This is a genomic window from Paenibacillus sp. Soil724D2 (genome assembly GCF_001427935.1).
In the GTDB taxonomy this organism is placed as follows: Bacteria; Bacillota; Bacilli; order Paenibacillales; family NBRC-103111; genus Paenibacillus_E.
This window is the reverse complement of the sequence record NZ_LMRY01000007.1, coordinates 111,945-137,271: the sequence shown is the minus strand read 5'-3', so window position 1 is coordinate 137,271 and position 25,327 is coordinate 111,945. Positions and strand designations below refer to the sequence as shown.

At 44.0% G+C, this 25,327-nt stretch carries 20 protein-coding genes and 1 pseudogene; 17 read left to right on the top strand and 4 right to left on the bottom strand.

Features of this window, described 5'->3' with window-relative positions; all coding sequences use genetic code 11:
- Positions 1–2,739 carry an EAL domain-containing protein gene (locus ASG85_RS09730; RefSeq protein WP_060646100.1) on the bottom strand — a complete coding sequence of 913 codons (2,739 nt, stop codon included), beginning with the start codon at positions 2,737–2,739 and terminating at the stop codon, positions 1–3.
- A gap of 229 nt (positions 2,740–2,968) precedes the next feature.
- The gene (locus ASG85_RS09725) at positions 2,969–4,099 is read right to left on the bottom strand and encodes an NADH:flavin oxidoreductase (protein ID WP_057305581.1); all 1,131 of its coding nucleotides are present in this window, start codon (positions 4,097–4,099) and stop codon (positions 2,969–2,971) included.
- Positions 4,100–4,491: 392 nt separating this feature from the next.
- On the opposite strand from ASG85_RS09725, the gene adhE reads away from it, so the two are divergent.
- The 3 genes from adhE to pflA are packed head-to-tail and all read left to right on the top strand — an operon-like array spanning position 4,492 to position 10,135.
- A complete protein-coding gene (gene adhE, locus ASG85_RS09720; protein ID WP_060646099.1) occupies positions 4,492–7,098 on the top strand; it encodes a bifunctional acetaldehyde-CoA/alcohol dehydrogenase in 2,607 nt (868 codons plus the stop codon).
- Positions 7,099–7,123: 25 nt separating this feature from the next.
- Positions 7,124–9,382, top strand: a complete 2,259-nt coding sequence (gene pflB / locus ASG85_RS09715) for a formate C-acetyltransferase (RefSeq protein WP_060646098.1) — start codon at positions 7,124–7,126, stop codon at positions 9,380–9,382.
- A gap of 21 nt (positions 9,383–9,403) precedes the next feature.
- Entirely contained in the window at positions 9,404–10,135 is a 732-nt protein-coding gene (gene pflA / locus ASG85_RS09710) for a pyruvate formate-lyase-activating protein (protein ID WP_060646097.1), read from the top strand.
- 65 nt (positions 10,136–10,200) lie between these two features.
- On the opposite strand, the gene ASG85_RS09705 is transcribed toward pflA, so the two are convergent.
- On the bottom strand, positions 10,201–10,404 hold the full coding sequence (locus ASG85_RS09705) for a hypothetical protein (protein WP_057305577.1): 204 nt from the start codon (positions 10,402–10,404) through the stop codon (positions 10,201–10,203).
- A 185-nt stretch (positions 10,405–10,589) separates the two neighbouring features.
- On the opposite strand from ASG85_RS09705, the gene ASG85_RS09700 reads away from it, so the two are divergent.
- From ASG85_RS09700 to ASG85_RS09680, 6 genes and pseudogenes are all read left to right on the top strand, one after another.
- The gene (locus ASG85_RS09700; protein WP_057305576.1) at positions 10,590–10,916 is read left to right on the top strand and encodes an ArsR/SmtB family transcription factor; all 327 of its coding nucleotides are present in this window, start codon (positions 10,590–10,592) and stop codon (positions 10,914–10,916) included.
- A 1,067-nt stretch (positions 10,917–11,983) separates the two neighbouring features.
- Positions 11,984–12,499: pseudogene (locus tag ASG85_RS39055) on the top strand (SulP family inorganic anion transporter); the annotation flags it as partial.
- Positions 12,492–12,785 carry a sodium-independent anion transporter gene (locus tag ASG85_RS39840; RefSeq protein ID WP_082562400.1) on the top strand — a complete coding sequence of 98 codons (294 nt, stop codon included), beginning with the start codon at positions 12,492–12,494 and terminating at the stop codon, positions 12,783–12,785. The pseudogene ASG85_RS39055 and the gene ASG85_RS39840, both read left to right, overlap by 8 nt.
- Positions 12,786–12,931: 146 nt before the next feature.
- The gene (gene glp / locus ASG85_RS09690; protein WP_060646096.1) at positions 12,932–14,212 is read left to right on the top strand and encodes a gephyrin-like molybdotransferase Glp; all 1,281 of its coding nucleotides are present in this window, start codon (positions 12,932–12,934) and stop codon (positions 14,210–14,212) included.
- A 12-nt stretch (positions 14,213–14,224) separates the two neighbouring features.
- Positions 14,225–15,253 (top strand): GTP 3',8-cyclase MoaA, encoded by a 1,029-nt coding sequence (moaA, locus tag ASG85_RS09685; RefSeq protein WP_321166577.1) that lies wholly within the window; start codon positions 14,225–14,227, stop codon positions 15,251–15,253.
- Positions 15,254–15,341: 88 nt separating this feature from the next.
- Entirely contained in the window at positions 15,342–15,884 is a 543-nt protein-coding gene (locus tag ASG85_RS09680; protein WP_057305573.1) for a hemerythrin domain-containing protein, read from the top strand.
- 602 nt (positions 15,885–16,486) lie between these two features.
- Here ASG85_RS09680 and ASG85_RS09675 read toward each other — a convergent pair.
- Positions 16,487–17,503: an acyltransferase family protein gene (locus tag ASG85_RS09675; RefSeq protein WP_057305572.1), complete on the bottom strand. Its 1,017-nt coding sequence runs from the start codon at positions 17,501–17,503 to the stop codon at positions 16,487–16,489.
- A 172-nt stretch (positions 17,504–17,675) separates the two neighbouring features.
- On the opposite strand from ASG85_RS09675, the gene ASG85_RS09670 reads away from it, so the two are divergent.
- The 8 genes from ASG85_RS09670 (at position 17,676) to ASG85_RS09635 (ending at position 25,324) form a co-directional block, all read left to right on the top strand.
- Positions 17,676–18,203: a hemerythrin domain-containing protein gene (locus ASG85_RS09670; RefSeq protein WP_057305571.1), complete on the top strand. Its 528-nt coding sequence runs from the start codon at positions 17,676–17,678 to the stop codon at positions 18,201–18,203.
- A gap of 93 nt (positions 18,204–18,296) precedes the next feature.
- The gene (ric, locus tag ASG85_RS09665; protein ID WP_057305570.1) at positions 18,297–18,983 is read left to right on the top strand and encodes an iron-sulfur cluster repair di-iron protein; all 687 of its coding nucleotides are present in this window, start codon (positions 18,297–18,299) and stop codon (positions 18,981–18,983) included.
- Between the two features lie 340 nt (positions 18,984–19,323).
- Positions 19,324–20,364: a hypothetical protein gene (locus tag ASG85_RS09660; RefSeq protein ID WP_057305569.1), complete on the top strand. Its 1,041-nt coding sequence runs from the start codon at positions 19,324–19,326 to the stop codon at positions 20,362–20,364.
- Positions 20,351–22,522 (top strand): molybdopterin oxidoreductase family protein, encoded by a 2,172-nt coding sequence (locus ASG85_RS09655; RefSeq protein ID WP_057305568.1) that lies wholly within the window; start codon positions 20,351–20,353, stop codon positions 22,520–22,522. Before ASG85_RS09660 ends, ASG85_RS09655 begins: the two co-directional genes overlap by 14 nt.
- Positions 22,519–23,082, top strand: a complete 564-nt coding sequence (locus ASG85_RS09650; protein ID WP_060646095.1) for a 4Fe-4S dicluster domain-containing protein — start codon at positions 22,519–22,521, stop codon at positions 23,080–23,082. The genes ASG85_RS09655 and ASG85_RS09650 overlap by 4 nt, the downstream gene beginning before the upstream one ends.
- A 25-nt stretch (positions 23,083–23,107) precedes the next feature.
- The gene (locus ASG85_RS09645; RefSeq protein ID WP_060646094.1) at positions 23,108–23,644 is read left to right on the top strand and encodes a Rieske 2Fe-2S domain-containing protein; all 537 of its coding nucleotides are present in this window, start codon (positions 23,108–23,110) and stop codon (positions 23,642–23,644) included.
- A complete protein-coding gene (locus tag ASG85_RS09640) occupies positions 23,634–23,822 on the top strand; it encodes a hypothetical protein (RefSeq protein ID WP_057305565.1) in 189 nt (62 codons plus the stop codon). The genes ASG85_RS09645 and ASG85_RS09640 overlap by 11 nt, the downstream gene beginning before the upstream one ends.
- Positions 23,819–25,324: an MFS transporter gene (locus ASG85_RS09635; protein WP_060646093.1), complete on the top strand. Its 1,506-nt coding sequence runs from the start codon at positions 23,819–23,821 to the stop codon at positions 25,322–25,324. The genes ASG85_RS09640 and ASG85_RS09635 overlap by 4 nt, the downstream gene beginning before the upstream one ends.
- The last annotated feature ends 3 nt before the right edge of the window (positions 25,325–25,327 follow it).

Genomic DNA, 25,327 nt, shown 5'->3' with positions numbered 1-25,327 from the left:
CTACTCCGAATAAATAATCTTAGCAATGCTATCCGCAGACATCGGAAGACCCAGAAAATATCCCTGCGCTTCATGACAACCATAGTTCATTAAAAGATTAAGCTGATCCTCAGACTCGACGCCTTCAGCGATTACCTTTAGATTTAAATTGATACCCAAGGCGATGATGGTCTTCACTATGTTTTGATCGCTTATATCATTCGACAAGTCTTTAATAAATGTTCGATCTATTTTAATGCGGTCGATTGGGAAGTTCTTCAAATACGCCAATGAACTAAACCCCGTGCCAAAATCATCAATGGAAATACTTACGCCAATGCCTTTCAGTTTGGAAAGCAGCATCGTTGCACGGTCAAGATTCATAGTAATGCTTTCCGTAACTTCAATTTCTAAGAAATGGGGATCCATGCCTGTTTCATTCAAAATCTTGGTAATCAATTCAATTAAGTCCGGTTCGTACATCTGCCTCGAGGATAGATTGACGGACATTTTAAATGTACGTCCAAAATGGTTATGATCCATCCATAACCGCCACTGTTTGCAGGCTTCATGCAAGACCCATTTCCCGATTGGAACAATAAGTCCAACTTCTTCGGCAAATGGAATAAATTGCAAGGGAGAGACGATTCCCTTCTCTGGATGATTCCACCGAATTAATGCTTCTACACCAATGAATTCTTTCGTTGCTATATCATATTGCGGTTGATAAACAAGTGCAAATTCATTGTTGTCTAATGCTTTTCTTAGATTTCTGTAGAGTTCTACATGTTCAGAGGCGGGATACTCATTCTCTTTTACATAAAACTGGTATAAATTTTCCCCCTGGTTCTTCGCCTGATACATCGCGATATCTGCCTGTTTGATCAATGTTTCAAAAGTGCTCCCATCAAAAGGAAACATGCTGATCCCGATACTAGTCGAGATATATAAATCTTGATCTTGAATACGAAAGGGGATGGTCAATGCAACCATAATTGATTTAGCAATAACTTCAGTTTCCTCTTTGGATGTGTTGGGTAACATGATAGTGAATTCGTCTCCGCCTTGACGTGAGACAACGCCTTTATTCATAATCATGTTTTTCAAACGATCAGAAACATTCTGCAGTAGAACATCTCCTGAGGAGTGCCCCATGGAATCGTTGATCATTTTGAAATGGTCTAAATCAAGATAAAGCACGGAAACGATTTGATCGTTTTGTTTGGCTTCAACAATGACTTTTTCGAGCATATGTTGGAACGATTTTCGATTCGGAAGTTCTGTTAAAGAATCATGAAAAGCCATGTGACGGATGGTTGCTTCCGCTTTATCCCGTTCAATCACCAAACTTACAAGATATGCCGCCCGTTCAATCAATTTAAGCTCATAGGTTTGGGGAGAATGCGGAGTTTTATAATACATGGCAAATGTTCCAAGTACCTGATTTTTTTTATCCGTTATCGGTACAGACCAACAAGCTCTAAGCCCGTGAACGAATGCAATCTCGCGAAAATCATCCCATAGAGGATCATTCCCAATATCAGAAACTATGATTTTGGTATTGTAGAAAGCGGCTGTGCCGCATGAACCTACGGCGGGTCCTATTTCCACTCCATCTATCGCATGAATATAGGATTCTGGCAGGTTTGGTGCTGCATAATGTTTCAACCGTTCGTTTTCCAATAAAAGAATCGAACAAATAGCGCCGCTTTGTTGTTCGACTAATTCAATAATTCGATGCAAAATATCAGCAATGAGTTTTCCTTTTGCTATCATTTCCAATATATCATTTTGACCTAATAAGTTATCTTGTACTAACTTCCGATCCGTAATGTCGCGGCCAATAACAATGAGCCATTCTCGGTTTCCGCTATGATCAAAAAGGGGCACTTTGGTATATTCAACCATCATACTTGCACCATTGGAACGTTTAATTTCTTCCTCGAAAATGATTGCTTTTCGTGCCTGCCAAGCTTCTTGATCCGTTTCTTCACATGTAATGAACATTTCTCTGTAAAATTCATTGGTTTTTTGGAAATCGCTGTTCGTTTTACCTTTGTAGGTATCTTGATCTAACTCAAATAGTCGAAGAACCGTATTGTTCGCTTCGATCCATCTACCTTTTCCATCTTTAAAAACAACAATGTCAGGCATAGTATGTATTAATGTTAGTAAATTCTGCTCGCTTATTTTTAATTTTTTCTCTTCCAACAATCGTATTAGCTCAGCAGATGCCCTAAACGAGAAAATTTTCATAATCGTTTCTGCAAGAGACCGGTCATGAAGAGGTTGATCATTCATCACAACAAGGATGCCAATTACAGTACCATTGACATGTAAAAGAGGAATCCCCAGATAGCTTTGAATATCAAATTTGGTCAAATCTGAGTCCAAAGGAAATATATGCTGCACACAATCTTGATAGCAGCACAGACGCTTTTCATTTACAACATTTTCACAAGGGGTATGTTCCAGATTATATTCAAATTGCTCTATCATTGCTCCTTGCTTGTACATGGCGATTGTTTTTGCACAGTGATGATCAACTTCAGCAATGAAAGCATAAGAGCATTTTAAAACGCGAGCTAAATATTGTACCAAGTGAATAAAAAAGCTTTCTGCGCCATCACCTTCAATACCCTGCTCTATATCGAGAATGGTTTTTTTGAGGTAATCATTTTCATTCTGTAAGGCAATGAAAGCTTCAGCAGTATTACTTGGTTTAAGGTCTATATTAGGGCTATTAAATTGCTTTTTCATATGTTCTCCTGAAGTAGTTAATAGTACCTATAAAATTCGACAAAAAATGATAAACTCCTTCCTCTGAGGCGCTTAATCGAACGACGCGCCTAGCGCTGATGGGAGTTGACAATAATCTGGAAACTGGAAACGCAATCTATATATGTTAGGGCTGAGTTTATTTTTAACCACATGGCTGGACATAAAAAAATGACTCCCATGAATAGGAGTCATTCTAGGACACCCGTAATTAATAGAGTGTTCTGGTTGATTCAGGAGTGAAGGGCAGAAGTTCATTCATGCGGCCATCGCGAATCTTGTTGGCCCATTCGGGATCATGCAGCAAAGCGCGGCCGACAGCGACCAAGTCAAATTCGCCTTGTTCCAATCGCTCCAACAGATTCCCAAGATGCACAGCATTCGCTCCTGCGCCTTCATGGAATAGCTTTGTGAATTCAACATCCAATCCGACGGAGCCGACGGTGATGGTCGGTTTGCCTGTTAGCTTCTTAGTCCAGCCGGCAAGGTTCAGAGAGGAGCCTTCAAATTCAGGTTCCCAGAATCGTCGGGAAGAGCAATGGAACAGATCGACACCGGCATTAACCAATGGAGCCAAGAATTGCGCAAGTTCCTCCGGTGTGTTCGCTAACTTGGCTTCATAATCAGAACTCTTCCATTGGGAGAATCTGAACACGATAGGAAATTCGGGGCCGACTGCACGTCGGCAAGCCTCGATGACTTCAACAGCGAATCGGGTGCGGGCAACCAAGCTTCCACCATAGTGGTCAGTACGCTGATTCGTTTTCTCCCAGAAGAATTGGTCAATTAAGTAACCGTGTGCGCCATGCAGCTCGATACCGTCAAATCCGATTCGTTTAGCGTCGGCAGCAGCTTGCGCGTATGCAGCGACAAGCTCGCCAATTTCTTCTATGGTTAGCGGTTCAGATACCTTCTCTCCCGTCAAATCGAGTCCGGACGGACCTACGGGAAGCACCTCAGGATTCGGTTCGCTTCCAACATTGCGTGCCATCCCTACATGCCATAGCTGCGGAATGATTTTACCTCCTGCCTCGTGTACGCCGGCTGCTACTCTTGCCCAACCTTGCAAGGCAGCTTCGCCGTGGAAATTCGGCCAGTTCGTGCTTGCGCCAGCAACCGGATGGTTGATGAGCGTTCCTTCTGTCACAATGAGTCCGACACCGTGCTCGGCCCGACGGCGATAATAATCCGCAACGTTTTGTCCCGGAACCCCCCCAGGCGAGAATCCACGTGTCATGGGGGCCATAACGATTCGGTTGGCCAATGCCAAATGTTCCGCACGGAAAGGCTCGAATAAGGAATGTGCCGAAACGGAGCTAGCAGGGCTATTCTGATTTGTCATACGTTGATCTCCTTTAAAACATCATTTCATCGAAGGAACCTTGGCTCCAGCGGTGATAAGCTTAGAATACCATAAATTCAGACTAAGTTCATTGGAATACATTATTTATTAGGTGAAGCGGTAAAAAGGAGGAGTGATCCTTCTTTTTTATGCATGAAAAAGAAACTCTGTTTTTTTATGAAAAACGAATGGGGGCGCACGCTGTAACAAACTGTCGCCTTACTTGCAAATTAGCATGTGAAAATATTCACAAATTGTTCAAGGAATTAATCATTCTAACCCCTCATCTTGTGATTTTTGTCATAGTTAGGGGTCTTAATTAAGTTTACTCTAAAGGTAGAACAACAAGATAACGGCTTCACATGGATTGAAAATAAAGGAGTGAATGAACCATGACAACAAAAGAAGCGAAGATGATTGAACAGATTTCTGCTCAAGACGAAGTTAACGAGTTGGTAGCCAGAGCGAAGGTAGCTCAACAGCAATTTCTGAAGTTGGATCAAATGCAGGTTGACCAAATTATACAGCAAATGGCATTAGCCGGCATCGATAGGCACATGGTTCTCGCTAAGCTTGCTGTGGAAGAAACCGGTCGGGGTGTGTACGAAGATAAAATCACCAAGAATTTATTTGCTACGGAATATATCTACCACAGCATTAAAAATAACAAGACGGTTGGTGTGATTGAGGAAAACTCGTATGAGAACTACCGAATGGTGGCTGAGCCCGTGGGCATTATCGCTGGTGTGACGCCTGTCACCAATCCGACTTCGACGACGATGTTCAAGTCATTAATCGCGGCAAAAACCCGCAACCCAATCATATTCGCCTTCCATCCATCTGCACAGCAATCCAGCAGCGCGGCTGCAGCGACATTACTGGAGGCAGCTGTTAAAGCGGGCGCACCGGAGCATTGCATTCAATGGGTAAAGCATCCCTCTGTGGAAGCTACCCAACTGTTGATGAATCATCCGGACGTAGCGCTAGTTCTTGCAACGGGAGGCTCATCGATGGTGAAGGCAGCTTACAGTACTGGAAAGCCAGCCTTGGGTGTTGGACCGGGCAATGTGCCTTGTTTCATTGAGAAAACGGCGAATTTGCAGCAAGCTGTGAACGACTTGATCTTATCGAAGACGTTTGACAATGGGATGATTTGCGCCTCTGAACAAGCAGTTATTATTGAAGAATCGGTTTACGCGGATACAAGAAAGTTGATGACTGAACAGGGTTGTTACTTCTTAAATAAAGAAGAAACGGAGGCTGTTTCCAAATTAGTGATTAACGCTGAGAAGTGTGCGGTTAATGCGGTAATTGTAGGTCAACCTGCTCCGAAAATCGCTGAGATGGCTGGAATTAAGGTTCCTGCGGCTACGAAAATACTAGTCGCGGAATTAGCCGGCGTTGGTGAGGCATTTCCACTATCAGCTGAAAAACTTAGCCCTGTACTCGCTTGTTACAAAGTGAAGAATGCTGAGCAAGGCATTGATCGGGCTGTGGAAGTAGTCAAATTCGGCGGTATGGGACATTCCTCCGTCATTCATTCCCAGAATGCAGAGGTCATCCAGGCGTTCTCTAATAAGCTTCAAACAGGACGTATCATTGTCAATTCACCTTCCACTCACGGTGCTATCGGAGACATATATAATACAAACTTGCCTTCCTTGACACTAGGCTGCGGTTCATACGGTCATAACTCCACAACTTCTAACGTAAGCGCCGTGAATCTGATCAATGTGAAGCGCGTTGCTTACCGCACCGTTAATATGCAGTGGTTCAAAATACCGCCAAAGGTTTATTTTGAAAAAGGAGCTACACAGTATTTAGAAAAAATGCCTGACATTACACGGGTAATGATTGTTACGGATCCGATGATGGTAAAGCTTGGTTACGTAGAACGTGTGGAATATTATCTCCGCAAACGAAAGCTGCCTGTCTATATCGAAGTGTTCTCGGATGTGGAGCCTGATCCATCTGTTGAAACGGTGGAACGCGGCCGGGCACAGATGGCAAGCTTCCAGCCGGATTGCATTATTGCGTTAGGCGGCGGGTCACCGATGGATGCGGCTAAAGCCATGTGGTTGTTCTACGAATACCCAGATACTAGCTTTGATGCCTTAAAGCAAAAATTCATGGATATCCGTAAACGGGTTTACAAATATCCGCGTCTAGGGCGCAAAGCGAAATTCGTCGCGATTCCTACGACATCTGGGACTGGCTCGGAAGTGACGTCTTTTGCCGTGATTACAGATAAGGAGAAGGGCAATACCAAGTATCCACTGGCTGATTATGAGCTTACACCTGACGTTGCCATCATTGATCCTGATTATGTGTACAGCTTGCCGAAGACTGCCGTAGCCGATACGGGAATGGACGTCCTAACTCATGCCATTGAAGCGTATGTGTCCGTAATGGCGAATGATTATTCCGATGGTTTAGCGATGAAAGCCATCCAGTTGGTATTCCAAAATCTAGAGAAATCGTTTGCCACAGCAGATCCTATTGCACGTGAGAAAATGCATAATGCTTCAACAATCGCAGGTATGGCCTTTGCAAATGCCTTCCTAGGCATTAATCACAGCTTGGCGCATAAATGGGGCGGAGAATACCACACCGCACATGGACGCACAAACGCGATTTTGATGCCGCATGTGATTCGCTATAATGCCCAAAAACCGACGAAATTCACTTCGTTCCCGAAATACGATCACTTCATAGCCGATCAACGCTATGCGGAAATTGCGCGTATGCTAGGGCTACCAGCAAAGACAACGGAAGAAGGAGTAAACAGTCTTATCGAGGCTATCCGTAAGCTGAATAAAATCCTGGGTATTCCTGAGAAATTCCAGGATTTGGGGTTCAATGCGGAACAATTCGAGACGCGTGTAGATTACTTGGCGGATCGGGCGTTTGAAGATCAATGTACAACAGCGAATCCTCGGATGCCGCTTGTGACTGAGCTCGCTGACGTTTATCGCAATGCTTTTTACGGAAAGTTTTAATCGGGAAATTGAAGGAGGAACCATCATGGCAATACGAGAAGATGAATTAAAAACAGGTCGTTGTTGGGATGGGTTTGTTAAAGGGAAATGGGAAACGGCCATTGATGTGAAAGATTTTATCGATAAAAATATAACGGTTTACGAAGGAGATCATTCCTTCTTGGCAGGTCCTACAGAAGCTACAGATGAGCTGTGGCTCCTAATCAGTATGCTAACGCGCAAGGAGAGAGAAAATGGTGGTGTATTGGATATCGATGTCCAGACGGTGTCCACAATTACATCGCATGCACCTGGCTATATCGCACAGAGCAAGGAGAAAATTGTCGGTTTGCAAACCGATGCTCCACTGAAGCGATCTGTACAACCTTTCGGCGGTATACGCATGGTTATCGATGCTTGTGAAGCATATGGCTTTAAGCTGCCGGAAGAAATTATACAAGTGTTTACAGATATTCGCAAAACGCATAACCAAGGTGTGTTCGATGCGTACACCTCTGAGATGAAAACAGCACGTAAGGCAGCAATCATTACGGGTCTGCCGGATGCCTACGGACGCGGTCGCATTATTGGCGATTACCGACGTGTCGCTCTATATGGTGTAGACCGTCTGATCGCGGAGAAAAAGAAAGATCTTCTGCAGCTGGAAGTGGACTCGATCACAGAAGATGTCATCCGGCTGCGTGAAGAGCTTTCCGAGCAAATTCGCAGTTTGGGTGAATTAAAACAGATGGCCAAAAATTACGGATACGATATTGCGAAGCCGGCAGTAAATGCTACTGAAGCGGTTCAATGGTTATACTTTGCTTATTTGGCAGCCATCAAGGAGCAGAACGGAGCGGCGATGAGCCTTGGACGCGTATCGAGCTTTCTTGATATCTATTTCGAAAGAGATCTATCGGATGGAACATTGACGGAAGTAGAGGCGCAGGAGCTTGTTGACCATTTTGTTATGAAGCTTCGCATCGTCAAATTTTTACGTACCCCCGACTATAATGAGCTTTTCAGTGGAGACCCTACTTGGGTAACAGAATCAATAGGCGGTATGGGACTTGACGGCAGAGCGCGAGTGACGAAAAATTCCTTCCGCTTTCTGCATACCTTATACAATCTAGGGCCTGCTCCTGAGCCGAACCTGACCGTGCTGTGGTCGACCAGGCTGCCTGATGGCTTCAAAGCTTACTGTGCCAAGGTATCGGCTGAGACCAGTTCGATTCAGTATGAGAATGATGACCTGATGCGGCCTTATTATGGGGATGATTACGGTATTGCATGCTGTGTCTCCGCGATGCGCATCGGCAAGCAGATGCAATTCTTCGGCGCGCGCGCCAATCTGGCCAAGGCTCTGCTTTATGCCATTAATGGCGGTGTGGATGAGAAGCTTGGGATACAAGTAGGACCCCGGTTAGCTGCCTTGACTTCTGATATTTTGAACTATGAAGAAGTAGTGGAGAAATTCGATTCCATCATGGAGTGGCTCGCGAAGCTGTATGTGAACACCCTTAACGTTATTCACTATATGCACGACAAATACTGCTATGAGCGGATAGAAATGGCTCTGCACGACCGTGAAATTGTACGTACCATGGCAACAGGTATCGCTGGATTATCTGTTGTTGCTGATTCGCTCAGTGCGATTAAGTATGCAAAGGTACGCCCGGTCCGCAATGAAAATGGCATTGCAGTCGACTTTGAAATTGAAGGCGAGTACCCGCAGTATGGCAATAATGATGAGCGCGTAGATGCCATTGCCGTTCAATTGACCGAAACGTTTATGAATAAAATCAGGAAGCATAAGACGTATCGCGGAGCAGTGCCAACGATGTCCGTTTTGACCATTACATCTAATGTCGTTTATGGGAAAAAGACAGGAAGTACTCCGGATGGGCGTAAAGCCGGAGAGCCCTTCGCACCAGGAGCGAATCCCATGCATGGACGTGATCGGAAAGGTGCATTGGCCTCATTGGCATCTGTTGCTAAGCTTCCCTATGAGCATTGCCTCGATGGCATATCCAACACGTTCTCGATCGTACCGAAGGCACTTGGCAGGGAAGAGGAGTCACGCATCTCGAATCTTGTTTCCATGCTCGATGGCTACATGGCCAATTACGGTCATCATCTAAATATTAACGTTTTTGACCGTGCAAAGCTGCTGGATGCAATGGAGCATCCGGAGCAATATCCACAATTGACAATTCGTGTTTCCGGCTATGCAGTGAACTTCATCAAGCTGACCAAGGAACAACAGCTTGATGTGATACATCGTACTTTTCACGGCACGATGTAATATAAAGAGGGGAGCAGACCGATGAAAGGACGCATACATTCCTTCGACTCCTTTGGCACCGTTGATGGACCAGGCATCCGCTTTGTTCTTTTCATGCAGGGCTGTGCGCTGCAGTGTAAGTACTGCCATAATCCGGATTCATGGGAAATGAATACAGGCAAGCAGATGGATGTAGAGGAGATTCTAAATGAGATTGAGCCTTACCTCGAATACTATCGCCGTTCAGGTGGGGGAATTACGGTAACGGGCGGGGAGCCAACCTTGCAGGCTCCTTTCTTAGCCCGTTTATTTGTCGAATGCAAAAAGCGCTGGGGGCTGCATACCGTGCTGGATACGAACGGATTTTGTGAGCCGAGTCATGCACAGGAGCTTTTGGATGTAACGGATTTAGTACTGCTCGATCTGAAGCAGATCAATCCTGATAAGCACATCGCGCTTACGGCACAGCCTAATGATCGTATCATTCGCTTTGCCGAACATCTGAATAAGATCGATAAGCCTGTCTGGATTCGTCATGTGCTTGTACCTGGATGGACGGATGACTACAAGGATTTACTCGAACTCGGCAACTTCATAGGTACATTGCCCAATGTTAGTAAATTGGAGCTGCTGCCCTATCACCGAATGGGCGTCTATAAGTGGCAGCAAATGGGGAAGGAGTACCCTCTAGAACAATGTCCTACACCAACAGATCAGGAAGCTGCCAGAGCGAAGGATCTCATTGAAATGGGGATGGATACAGAATTATATTAAAAATAAAAACCAGTAGCGCCGGAAGGGATTCCAGCACTACTGGTTATATTTTTTTGCAGGGTAAGTCATAAAAGGTACTCCTCCTGAAGGCCGGCTTGATGCAGATACTTCATCGTATTCATTTCTTCAGTGGGCGGTTCGAATTGCTGTTGTGTAACTTGCTCATCCTGATTGCGTAACCCACCAACTCTTTCAGCAAATAACTGTCCATACTCGCAGCAGAAATCATCACGTAATACTTCTAAATTCTCATTATGCAGGGTTGTCATAGTAACCACTCCTTCTCTGTTTTATGATTTTATTATACAATATGCCTATGTGAGTGTATGTGATATATTTCACATACACTATAGATTCATAGCGGATATAAGTTATAAACCCAAATCGAATAATGCTATTTGATTTATGATATGATAGATATATTCAAATTTCCGAACATTTAGGGGAGAACGTGATGTTTCAAGAAATACAGCATTTTAAAGCCGACTTTTTCAAGGCATTAGCACACCCATTGCGTATAAGAATTCTTGAAGTATTAGCCGAAGGCGATAAAAACGTTAATGAGATTCAAACGATATTAGGCAGTGAAGGTTCTGCCGTTTCACAACAGTTATCTGTATTAAGAAATAAAAACGTTGTCCGTGGAAGTAAAGACGGAACCTCAGTGATATACTCTCTGACAGATCCACTAATTAAAGACCTGCTTATTGTTGCCAAGCAAATTTTTGACAATCATCTCGTGAATGCTATTTCAATGTTAGAAAATATAAAAAATCAGTAATTTTTTTTTATCATCATTTATATGTTTTTAGGAGTTAGGGGGAGGTGAAGGTGAAGCTTACCCCTATTTGGCATGGAAAGCTATGGATTTTGCTAGTGCTGAATGAAACTGTGGATGCCCGCATAATGATTCGGTAAGTTACTATATTTTCCAGGTGTTTTTAGGTCATTCAGCTTTCATGAGGGGAACTGGGCTATTATGATTAGCAGTGTTGTATTATCTACAACAATTCATACGCCCAAAGGCTATTTTGCAACTTGAAGTTGCAGTTTGGAGTCAATTTCGTAATTCAAAACCCTTGCTACATAAGGATTTATAGCGCATTCAAAAACAGTCACCTACCCAAGATATTATGGCGCTTTGTGGGAAAATAGTGCTTTAATAGTGAAATTAGCTCCTTAAGGTTTATCCGACGATATTTCTATCGAATCCACACTTTATTTGAACGTTAAGAGTCTTTAGGGACTTCTATTTTTACATAATACGGTGAAAATGAAGAGATAGCAGTCTCTAAAGGCTCTTATTCGATTGCTTTTCTCCCGAGATCACACTTTACTTGACGGATAAGAGCCTCTACGGACTCTTATTTTTACAAAATACGCTGGAAATGAAGAAATAGCAGTCTCTAAAGGCTCTTATTCAACTGCATTTCTCCCGAATCCATACTTGGAAAAATCGGACTTTTATTATGAAATTGACTCGTTTGTACAACAATTTTAGCCCATTTATTGCGAAATGGCCTGTATAGGACCAAATTGTTGTACAAGATGCAGCAATGATGGGAGATAGGCCAGATATAGGCCGTAATTGTTGCACTTTCTGCAACAACATTCAACCGAGATCATAGATTCATTCATCCAGAACCTCAATAGAGCAGATATGACGAGGGATCCCGATTTAAGACCACAACCACAACCACAACCACAACCATCATTAACACTCTCACCAGTGGGCGACGTAAGCCGTATTTGTTGACCAAGAAAATTGAAATTGACACCTAATTATTCTAGGTATATGATTTTACATATATTCAAATAATCAGATATTAAGTATTGGTGGGATTGGATATGAAGCTTTCTTTTAGTGGCAGATTTCAGGGTTATAATCGAAGAAAATTTCAAAAAGACTTGATTTCAGGTCTGATTGTAGGTATTGTCGCCATTCCACTAGGGATGGCGTTTGCAATTGCATCAGGGGTAAAACCTGAATATGGTTTATACACAACGATATTTGCGGGGATACTCATCTCATTATTTGGTGGTTCAAAATTTCAAATTGGCGGTCCGACAGGAGCGTTTATACCTATTCTATTTGCGATTGTCATGCAGTATGGATACGACAACCTGCTTATCGCTGGCTTTATGGCAGGAGTCATTTTGTTATTCATGGGGATCTTTAAATTAGGTGGCGTAATCAAATTTATTCCGCGTCCAGTAACAATAGGTTTTACCACAGGAATTGCCGTTACCATATTTACAGGCCAAATTGCCAATTTCCTTGGATTAAGTAATCTTCAAAGACATCAAGAATTTCTTTCCAATATGAAGGAATTATTCATTCACTTTTCAACAATCAATATGTACAGGCAATGTTCCCTATATAGACACAACAGGGGAATCTAATTTATCAAGTATCGTCAATCACTTTAAAAATCAGGGTGGCCTCGTATTCATTTCCGAAATCCAAAACCAACCACGCCAAATGCTCCTAAAAACAAGATTAGACGAGATCATTGGGCAGGGACACATTTTTGATAAAACAGGTGAAGCCGTTAGTTTTGCATTAACAAAACTTAACTTTTCTCAATGTCTTGGATGCAAGCATTTCGCGTTCCGTGAATGCCAGCAGCTATCGAACCCGAGCGGTTAAATATAAAAAGGAGGTAATACTGGTTTAAGTCCATGTTACCTCCTTTTTACATGTACGCTCGTGTGATTAATATCACTTCTACTTTTACCATAAAGATTTATGATTCAACTAATAAGCTAAACGTTGTAGGAAAGGACTATTGATCCATGATAAACCGGAGCATGAGGTTTGCTCGCAAGGCCGTCAAAGTTGAGCATGCCCAGAACATGATTATGCAGCATGTTCTGCAGCTGGAGAACGAATATACGTCGATTGATTCTTGTTTACATAGAAGGATTTCGGAACCTCTGTTCTCGAAGGAATGTATGCCTCATTTTCGTCGCTCTGGGTTAGACGGGTATGCGGTTCGGAGCGAAGAAGCCTTATTCGCTACTCCACAGCATCCTACATGTCTAAGAGTGATTGATGAAGTGCCTGCCGGATACACTTCGAATAAACAAGTGGTTCCTGGTACAGCGATTCGTATCATGACGGGCTCCGCTGTTCCGGACGAAGCGGATGCTGTCATCATGTTCGAGCAGACAGAGGAATATCAGGAGGAAGGACAAGTTTATATCCGTATTAAGCATAAGGTCACCACTGGACAAAACATTACCAAGGTCGGGGATGAAATAACGACAGGGCAGCTGTTAATGGGCGCAGGCACCCGAATAGGTCCAGGCCAAATTGCACTGCTTGCCTCTATGGGGTATGAAAAAGTTCCTGTTTTCCGTCGACCTGTCGTCGGCGTATTAACGACTGGAAGTGAATTGATCTCTGTGGGGGAGCCGCTTCAACCAGGGAGAATTCGTAATAGCAATGCCTACATGCTTTCGTCACAAATTGAACAATACGGCGGGTTGGCTGTCAAGGTTGGAACTGCTCCCGATGATATTGATGAAGTCAATCGAACGATTAAAAATGCCTTGGGAAAATGTGATATGCTTATTGTTAGTGGAGGGGTCTCGGTTGGGGATTATGATGTAATGGCAGACTTCTTTACTTCAACGAGCGAGAACGATATGACGCTGCTATTCAATAAAATCGCCATGAGGCCCGGGAGTCCAACTTCAGCAGCCGTTATCAATAATAAGCTCGTACTTGGTCTTTCCGGCAATCCCGGCGCCTGCTTCGTGAGTTTTGAACTGCTTGTACGGCCTGTGCTGCTTGCCATGCAAGGAATAGAAAGTCCATGTAAGCATCACATTCAAGCGATTATTACGAATGATTATGATAAAGGGTGTCCGCACGATAGATATATAAGAGGACGCTTGATGTATTTAAATGAACAGGTAAAGGTAAGTGTGTTAGAAAAAAATAACTCGAGTATGCTTGTATCCATACAAGATGCTAATTGCATCATTATGATACCAGCGGGTTCCAAAGGGATTGCTGCCGGCCAGCAAGTAGAGGTTATCCCACTTCCCTACGAATTTACTATGTACTGAGAGAGGCGAAATATGGAAAATCTCGATAAGATTGTTCCACCAATGACAGATGCGCTTCAAAGGCCGCTTCGCGATTTACGGATATCGGTAACGGATCGCTGTAATTTCCGCTGCCGATATTGTATGCCTGAAGAGGTGTTTGGTCCAGATTATCGGTTTCTTCCGCAAGAAAAGCTGCTTAGCCTTCAAGAATTAGAACGGTTAACGCGGATATTTATATCTCTTGGCGTAGAGAAAGTACGGATTACAGGCGGAGAGCCTCTTTTAAACAAAGATATTGGCAAAATTATTTCCCTGGTTCGCCATATAGAGGGCGTCAAAGATATTGCCGTTACAACCAATGGGTCATTATTGAAACTCAAGGCAAAGGAGTTAAGAGACTCTGGATTAGAGCGAATCACAGTGAGTCTGGATAGTTTGGATGATGAGCGATTCGGTGCCATGAACGGGAGAGGATTTACGGCAAAAGGCGTGCTGGAAGGCATCGATGCCGCGGCTTCGGCAGGATTATCCGTGAAGGTGAATATGGTTGTACAAAAGGGCGTTAATGACCAGGATATTGTTCCAATGGCCAAATACTTCCGGGAGCGCGGGCATATTTTGAGATTTGTTGAGTTTATGGACGTTGGGAATAGTAATGGTTGGAATTTGAAACATGTTGTTTCAAGCAAAAAGATTATCGAGATCATTCATAGAGAGATGCCGCTGGAACGGGTGGAATCGAATTATACAGGCGAGGTTGCAACGCGTTATCGTTATAAGGGTTCTCAGCAAGAGATTGGTTTGATCTCTTCTGTGACTCAGGCGTTCTGCAGTACCTGTACAAGAGCCCGGCTGTCTCCGGAAGGACATTTGTATACGTGTTTGTTTGCTTCAGAAAAGACGGACCTGCTAAGTGTGCTCAGAGACGGCGCAAGTGATGAAGATCTAAGATCTTTAATTGTTCAAGTATGGGGAGAGCGTCAGGATCGGTATTCCGAAAGGAGACTAGCACAGACGACTCCCGCACATAAGGTTGAAATGTCTCATATTGGCGGTTAGTGTGATGTATCGCACAGCGAGAACCTACTCTTGAAGCTATTCTAGAGATAGATAGTGAACGATACGATTATTTTGGGAGGGACTCTGTATGGTGATTCATTCCACAAGCAATAATTATGGGATTGCTTCTTCAAACCCGGATGTGCTTGCCTTTGCTACCGATCGATTAAGGGTAGAGCATGAAGAATTAAGAGAAAAACTCAGGACGATTGAAACGAGTGCCAAGGAAGTCATTCTATTGGATGATCCGGTAAAGGGAATGCAGCTTGTCCAAGATCTCAGAAACCTGACCGCACAATTTGTGGAGAAACTGGAACGACATTCTGAATGGGAGGAGCAGGAATTATTTCCGTTCCTGTTAACTTATTTTCATCGTCAATCGACGCCCTCTATCATGCCTTCTTTTTGGGTATTGGAAAAAGATCACCAACTTGGCATGTCATTTATCCAATCCTTTCAAGAAGCTATTATTGAGGTAACACCTCTCGTCGTGAAGAAGAGATTAGCGGAGGCAGCATCTAATCTCGTGCAGGCATGTTTAATACTAAACGACCACTTTACCATGGAAGAACAACTTATTTTTCCTTTAACTGAGAAAGTGCTGACGGATTTGGAATCCTTTTTTTCATAGGAGATGAGCAAAATGAATACGCATCAATCGATGTTGTTGCCGATAAATTTGAAAGACAAACACGGAGTAGATCAAGCATAGAATGCGTCATCAAAGCGGGTTAAAATAGCGGGCATTTGGAAGCCTTGAGCCTGTAAGCAGGGAAAACGATTCCTCGTTTATCGCCGAAACGATGGCATGTTTGGTCTTATTACAACTTCATCACAGGAAGAGGTATGGGTTATTCGACCATACCTCTTTTTTGTTTGTTTCTAAGCGTTTTGAAAGAGTCGTTTACGCATTTCATTAGGCTGGTAAGGCAGCTGAGGTTGCTTATTTGTCGGAATCGCCCCGTTTTGATTTTTATAAGCAAGCTAAGCTTGCCTATTGTTTGCTAATACGGCCAAGTATGTAGCGTGTGCAGATAATAAGCGCGTACGTTGGTCTTATCTCATGAGGTGCCGCGATATTAGAAAGGATAAGGGATATTAGCTTGCTTAATCAATCATGGTTAAACCGCTATCCATAGTAGTCTCGGTGTGTACCAGACAGCTTGTAAGAGCGAATGTTTGCTTTAACGAAAGCAGGTCGTAATCGCCCAATCTGAAACCAATCTTAAGGACCTAGATGCTATGTTTTCGGGATAACCATCGCTCCCAAAAAGATAGATCCGGTTCGATAAGAGGCCGACTGAATCGGCGTACCCATTCTTGTAACAGCAGCCAGGTAATTGCCACCGCAAGCAGTAGGACGAGAGTCAATTGTGTAAAAGTGTGTATATACGAGAATAGTCCCATCGAAATCGCGGTTTTCGTAATAAACGCATGCAGCAAGAACACATATACCGTATATTTGCCCCATTCTGTAAGGATGGACTGTTTGCGAGGAACGAAGCTTAAGAAGCAAAAGGAAGCGATAATTTCTAGTGTATAAACACCTAAACGATATGCCCCCGTATGCCAATGAAAGGCCCCTAGCTCCTTATAAGTAAAACTGCTATATAACCATTTTGGATCAAGTGGGGTCGTGTTGAGAAAGACCAGGATACCCAGAAGGCCAATTACGCTTAACCCCTTGTTCATGCGAACGAAATGTTTAGGAATCATATCGAGGTGAAAATAATATCCGGCCAAGAAGAAAGGAAAGAAGACGAGTGTTCTGGAAAAGCTGAGCATCGTTCCAGTGAAAGGTGCGTATCCAATGAGTACGCCTAGAATGACTGAGACCACAAGCGGATGCTGCATTTTTGTAAAGAGTAGAAGGAGCAATCGCCAACAAAAATGGCTGAATAAAAACCACAATAACGAATACGGAATGAAAAAAGAATAACGGACACCCGGCGCATGGAAGGCCAGCGAATCGAGCAGAGAGTAGAGGCTCTGGAAGATCAGATAATGATAAAAAATCATCTGCAGACTTTTGATTCCTGAGACATCTAAACGGAAACCTTTAGAGAAATACCCGGTCACCATGACAAACATGGGAATATGAAAGGTGTAAATACCCAGATATAAGGAATGGAAAGCTGCACTTTGTTGAATCAGCGGCTCTATACAATTAGCGATGACCACAAACAAAATAAGAAGAAACTTAGCGTTTAACATAAACGTATTCGAAGCAGTATTGTCTTCTCTACCCATGACGATTACCTCCATGATGGAATCAATTCTTTTTCTTCTAATCTAAATCTAGCTTCAATTTCCCGCAGTGATTAAAGTCACGAAAAAGAAACGAGCGTTGTGATTCTCCTCACAGAGAAAGCTGAAATGAAGGTATACAATGTGATTACAGCAATAAAAGGAGGAATCATGTATGGTTATTGATCTTGGGATGCCGTTAGATGACGCTCAGACTTCTAGTCTTCAACTGATTCTGGAGCGATTAAAGGACGAACATGGCGCGTTAAAGAAAGAACTTGATCATGTCCAGGAAATGACAAGTCATATGGTCGGCATGCTTGGCTCGGAAGAGTCAAGGCGTTTATTTCAAGAGATTCGTAAACAAATGGAAACCTTCATGCAGCAGTTAGAGGCTCACGAACACTGGGAGGAAGATGAGGTTTTACCCCTCCTTGCCGTTTATGCGAGTCAAGGGATGGAGCCTACTTTTTTGACCTCAACCTGGGTTCTGGAAGAGGATCATAAACAAGCGGAACGATTTGTTCGCTCATTTCTTGAATATGCAGATCAATGCAAAGGTGCTGACAGCATAAGGCTGAAAAAGGCGATTTCACTGCTTAGTGTGGCCTGCTCTGTATTATCGGAGCATCTTTTGTCCGAGGAGGAGATGTTTTTCCCGGTTGCGAATCAAATGCTAAGCGATATTCATGGAAAAGCTTAAAAAGCATTTTCAATAGTGTGACGGCTATCACACATGGTTACCTGTTGTTTAGGTATAGTTGATTCAGATCACAGCTGAACTGGAGGATTTATCATGGAAGTGAACATTCAATTAACCGATCGGGTAGGAGATATTGTGAAGGGATTTCCCAAGACAGCTGAGGTGTTTAAGGAATACCGTATTGATTTCTGCTGCGGAGGGAATAAATCACTTCTTCAAGTGATTCGAGACCAAAAAATTGAGGAAGAGGTTCTGTTAAAAAGCCTTGTTGAAGCAGCTACATCCGCTAAATCAGACAACTTGAATTGGAGTGAGTTAAGCGCAAGCGAATTAATTGATTATATTATTCGCGTCCACCATGGCTATTTGAAAACGGCACTGCCGCATTTAAGTGAATATGTGCAAAAAGTGGCACGTGTGCATGGATCTTACCATCCTGAACTCCTTCAAGTTCATCAATGGTATGAAGCATTGAAAAGTGAGATGGAGCATCATATGGATAAAGAAGAAAGAGAAGCATTCCCAGCTGTCATTGCGTTTGAGAAAGATCCCACAAAAGAGAAAAGAGAAGAGCTGCTGGAAATTCTGGCTGCGCTCGAACAGGAGCATGAGGGCTCGGGTGATCTACTTAGACAAATGAGGGAAATCACCAAAGACTATGAGCTGCCGGAGGATGCCTGCACAACGTTTCAGCTTACTTACTTGAAGCTGGAGGCATTGGAAGCGGATATGTTCCAGCACATCCATTTGGAGAACAACATTTTGTTTAATCGCGTTTAGGGGGAAGAGCCCATGTTCAGGCTTCCACTTCTGTTTATAGCCACCGGGATTCTCAGCTTTCTAGCGTTGGTATGGAGCTTAATCGCCCGTGTATTCACACGGTAAGATTGCGGCTTTCCCTTAGATCTAAGTAGATCTGATGGAAGGTCGTTTTTTTGTCCATCTCGTGTCATTCGAAGAAATGTGTTTGAGATCACATTTATGATTGCTGGAAATCCGTATAGTTGGATCAAGCACCTAACACGAAGTGGGTTTACAGTGATTTTTCTCACAGTGCAGAAGGGCCGAATCATGATTTAATACAAATATAAGATTGACAAGTGAAGGGGCAATGATAAATATGGATCGAGCGTTCGCGTCAAAATTCGCCAAATGTGTCTTCCTAGTTGTTAGCGGGTTATTCATTCTTATGGGAGTGGGTTCGAGGTTTTTTACACATATTGACTTGGCTTTATATGGGTATATGGTAGGTACGGTCGTTTTCATTTGCGGATTCTTTTATCGCTTTATTGCTTGGGGGGAACGCCCGCCTACGAAAATTATTTTGAAAAAAGGCATAAAGCTGTTATTTCGAAAAAGCACGCCTCAGACAACTACTGAGCATCTACTCACCTATCGCTTTATCTGGAATCGCGGGTGGTATCGCTGGACACAGCACGTTCTTCTTGGTTGGGGATGTATCTTATCCGCCTTCGTTACTTTTCCGCTGGTGTTCGGTTGGATGTACTTCACGATGGCAGAGAACGGAACCTACACGGTTGTTGGATTCGGGATCAACCTCATGAATATAAAGGCGGATGGGCTTCTCGGATTTCTATTCTACAATGCGTTGAACATTACGGCCTTCATGGTGATTGGCGGAGTATGCATGGCCTTATATCGTAGACTTAAGAACATGCAGGCCCGAGCGGAACAAACATTTATCTATGATTTTCTTCCGCTATATATGCTGTTATTCGTTAGTTTAACAGGATTGCTGCTCACCTTCTGCAATATATTCCTTCACGGCTATGGACATTCGGTTGTCACATTAGTCCACCAATGGTCCGTTATCGTGACACTGATTTATATCCCTTTCGGAAAGCTGGCGCACATACCGTTTCGTCCTATGAGTGTGTTTGCGCGGAACTACAGAGAACATTACACAGAGCAAGAGATGAAAAGCTGTAAGGTTTGTGGAACGGGCTTTGTATCTGTCGAGCAATCCAATGATGTCATCGCTGTGCTTAAAGTGAATGAGATTGAATTCAAAACAGAGGAAGGCTTCCACTTGGCAGAGCTTTGCCTGCCATGCCGCCGGAAATACAGAATGTCTCGATTTACAGGAATACCTACCCATCAGATTCGCGTAAAGGAGAGCAACCAGAATGCAAAAGGATAAATTCTTTAAGACAATCGCGAATAAAACCCACCCGAACGAAAAATTGGTTAAAACCCATTGCTCTTACTGTGGCATGCAGTGCGGGATGAATTTGCGGGTGGATACTTCTTCCAATCAAATCATCGGCGTCGAGCCGCGCTATGATTGGCCGGTAACGTTGGGCAAGATGTGTCCCAAAGGTGTGACGGCCTATCAACAAACGAATCACGATGATCGCCTGCTGCGTCCGCTAATCCGTGACGATGCATCGCTCAAAGGAACGAAGGAAGGCTTCCGCGAAGCCAGCTGGGAAGAGGCCTACGCGTTAATCGTTCAAAGATTTCAAGAGATGCAAAGCAAGTACGGCAAGGACTCACTTTCAGTATTCAGCGGTGTATCGATGACCAATGAGAAATGTTATCTGACAGGGAAGTTCGCCCGAGTCGCGCTGCAGACTCGTTACATTGATTACAATGGCCGATTCTGTATGTCAAGCGCAGCAGCAGGTTTCCTTCGCAGCTTTGGAGTTGACAGAGGATCTACATTACCGTGGACCGATTTGCATGAGACGGATTGCTTGTTCATCGCCGGCAGTAATACAGCCGAGTGTCACCCTACCTCTATGTTCCGCATATGGGAAGTGCAGAGCCGCGGCGGTTATTTGATTGTAGCAGATCCCCGAGAAACGCCTATCGCCAGGCGGGCGGATGTTCATCTCGATTTACGCCCAGGCACGGACTTGGCGCTTGCGAATTGTATGATCCATTTACTGATTCAAAATGGGCACGTTGATGCTGAATTTGTCGCCAATCACACCAACGGCTTTGATGAAATGAAAGAGGTTGTGAAGGAATTCACGCCTGAATATACGAGCGAAATCACAGGTGTTTCTCCTGAGAAATTAATACGGGCTGCTGAGATTTATGGTAAAGCCCCTAACGCTATCGTTATGTTCGCTCGTGGCATTGAACAACAAATTAAAGGATCTGATAACGTATCAGCCTACACGAATATGTGCTTGGTGACTGGGAAGATCGGCCGTCCAAAGTCAGGTGTAGCCACCTTTACCGGGCAAGGAAATGGTCAAGGCGGAAGAGAGCACGGACAAAAGGCCGATGCCCTTCCAGGGTACCGCAAAATAACGAATCCGAAGCATGTAGAAGAAGTGTGCAGCGTGTGGGGAATTAAACCTGAAGAAATGCCACAGCCCGGCGTATCGGCTTATGAAATGTTTGAGCTTATGCAAGACAAGACAATTCGCGGCTTGTACCTTCTTTGTTCAAATCCAGCCGTTTCTGCGCCAAACCTAAACTTCGTCCGCTCTGCTTTAAAAAATCTGGACTTCATGGTCTGTTCAGATATGTACTTATCCGAATCGGCTGAGTTTGCCGATGTTGTACTGCCATCTGTAACCTGGTCAGAAGATGAAGGTACAGTGACGAATCTGGAAGGACGGATCATCAAGATTAATAAAGCGCAAGAACCCGTTGGCGAATCGAAACCTGACTGGCTGATTCAAGTAGAACTCGCGGAGCGACTAGGCAGAGGGCAGTATTTCGGCCATCTAAAGACAGCCAGGGATGTAGCAGACGAATTCCGTCTTGCCTCCAAAGGCGGATATGCCGACTATTACGGAGCCACTTGGGAGAAGATCGACAAGCAGGACGGTGTATTCTGGCCTTGCCGCGATGAAGCAGATCCGGGTACGCCGCATATGTTCCTAGATCACAAGTTCTACCATGCGGACGGCAGAGCGAAGCTATGCGCGCTTCCTTACAGACCGCCTGCCGAGGAGCCTTGCGAGCAATATCCGCTTCGTCTTACGACAGGCCGGGTTGTCTATCATTACTTATCCGGAAATCAAACAAGAAGAATTCCTTTCCTGCGTGACATGTGTCCGGAGCCTTACGTCGAAGTACATCCGGAAACAGCGGAGCGATATAACATCATACATGACGAAGTCATCAGGTTGTATACACGTCGTGGAGAAGCCTTTTATAAAGTGAAAATCATAGAAGCGATTCGTAAAGATACCGTCTTCGTTCCTTATCATTTCGGCCACGAGCAGTCGATTAATCTGCTTACGATAGCGGCGTTGGACCCCATGTCCAAAATGCCGGAGTTTAAGACTTGCGCAGCACAGATCGCAAAGCAACCTGAGAGGATGAACATCCGATGAAACAACATCTATACATTGAAATGGATAATTGCATCGGCTGTCGAAGCTGTTTGGCTGCTTGTACACAATGCGGAGGCCACGATGAACGAAATCGCAATTATGTATACGACGTTAATCCGCTTGTAACCCGCCAAACGATTCCTTTGATGTGTCTTCACTGTGTGAATCCAGCCTGTGCGAGAAGCTGTCCAGCCCAAGCCATTCAGATCACCGAAGAAGGTGCTGTGCTTTCAGCATTAGTTGAGAAATGTATCGGCTGCCAAAATTGTACCATTGCATGCCCTTATGGTATCCCTAAATTCGATGAAGAGCAGAATCTGATGTATAAATGTGATCTTTGCTATGATCGTACCAAAGAGGGCATTCCTCCCATGTGTGCATCCGTTTGCCCGACGAACACACTTCAATGGGTGACAGAGGAAGAACTAGCAGCGAAGAAAGCTCAGCATAAGCTGGGGAAATGGACGGCAAGTCATCAACCTTTCGATCCGCTAGAGGGTGAAACGAATGTGAAGATCAGCCTACCAGGCATTCTGCAAGGGAAACAAAAATTGTTCTAATCTACTTGTGATGGGGTGAGCCTGTATGGAACAGGACAACAAGCAAGGCAATAATCATAGTCCTTTTAAAGAAGATAATTATACCCACAATATAAGAAAAAATGATGAAAGAAAATTAGATCGACGCGGCTTTATGAAGACGCTGGTTGGGGCAGCCGGAGTGTTCGCTGTATCCACGTTGCCCTGGGGAGCTCTTGCTGCCAAAGAACTGACGGGACTATCGAAAAAGTCCTATCCCCAGCTGAAAATCACAGACATCAGCTCGCTTGCGGTTGGAGATGCGGTTGAATTCGCTTATCCGGGCGAGCACGATTCGGCTCTGCTCATTCGCCTTGGCGAGAATGAGTACAAGGCTTATCAAAATGCGTGTACACACCTCAAATGTCCCGTGTTTTGGAGCAAAGAGAAGGATGAGATGGTGTGTCCTTGCCACCACGGCATCTTCGATGCCAGAACCGGGTCGCCTACAGCAGGACCACCCAAGAGACCTTTGCCAGAGGTTCTTTTGAAGAAGGAGCAAGGCGTGATTTATGCGACGGGAGTGAAACGATATGAAGCGTAGCTACGTCGGTGTAATTTTGTTATGTATAGTCTTGTTTCTTAACATCGTTTGTACACAAAAGGCAGTGAATGCTTACTATTTCGAACATTACCGTACAGTTCTTGTTTATGCTTTATTGAACGGTTTGTTATTCCCTGTTGCAGCTTGGATCTATCGTCGGGAGCGTGATGTGAAATGAATATCAAAAAAGTACAATTGCCTCTTCAAACCGTCAGTCTTGTCCTAGGTTTCATGGTATGGGTAATCCTATCTTCATTAATGCCATTTATTAAAGAGACGATTAAGTTAACCCCCTCGCAGCTTACATGGGTAACCGCTATTCCTATCTTGTTCGGTTCCGTGATGCGGGTGCCAGTGGGGTATTGGACGAATCGATATGGAGCAAGAAAGTTATTTGCTATCAGTTTTATTCTATTGCTTGCGCCTGTTTATTGGGTTAGTCAAGCTCATTCCTTCGGGGATCTGATTATTGGGGGATTTTTCCTGGGGATTGGTGGCGCTGTGTTTTCCGTGGGAGTGACCTCTTTGCCTAAATATTATCCCAAAGAACGGCATGGTTTCGTTAATGGGATTTACGGGATCGGTAATCTCGGAACAGCACTTTCCACCTTTGGAGCACCCGTCATAGCGAATCAAATAGGTTGGTCCAAAACCGTTATGCTGTACAGCATTTTACTTATTGTTATGGCGGTATTGAACTTTTTGGCCGGGGATCGCAAAGAGCCTCCTGTACAAACATCCCTTGTCGAACAAGTAAAAGGGGTTTCCGGGAATTCCAAGCTATGGTTCTTATGCTTATTCTACTTTCTTACTTTCGGTTCTTTTGTTGCTTTCACGGTTTATTTACCGAACTTTATGGTCACCAGCTTTCATTTGTCCAAAATAGATGCGGGGATGCGTACGGGTGGCTTTATCGTGCTGGCGACAGCTATGAGGCCTATCGGGGGTTACCTAGGGGATAAATTTAACCCTTTCAAAATTCTTATGTTTGTTTTTGCAGGCTTGACGGCCTCAGGTATCCTACTCTCTTTTGCCCCATCGATGACTTGGTACACAGTAGGTTGCTTAACCATTGCACTGTGCGCCGGAACGGGCAATGGTACCATCTTTAAATTGGTTCCAATGTATTTCACCAAGCAAGCAGGTATTGCGAATGGTATTATTTCAGCGATGGGTGGTTTAGGTGGATTTTTCCCGCCTCTGCTGCTTACCTTCCTATTCAAGCTGACAGGTCATTATGCGATTGGATTCATGGCCTTATCACAGGTGGCTTTGGCCAGCTTGATTCTCATTGTTTGGATGTTTTATCAGGAGAAATTAGGTCTATCCGCTAAGATTATTGAAAATACGGTAGAGGGCATCATGGTGACCGATACAAAGGGAACGATTCGTTCCGTTAATGCTGCCTTTACAGAGCTGACTGGTTATGAAGCCAAAGAAGTAATGGGTTTGACACCTAGTGTATTGAAATCAGGGAAACAGGATCGTGCTTTTTACGATACCATGTGGGATAAAATTCGCGGTCAGGGCTTCTGGCAAGGTGAGATTTGGAATCGTAAAAAGAATGGCGATGTGTATCTGGAATGGCTCACGATAAGCGCAGTCAAGAATGATGCCGGAGATGTCGTCTATTATTCGGGAATGTTTAGCGATATTACCAAACAAAGAGGCTTTAAGTAGGAG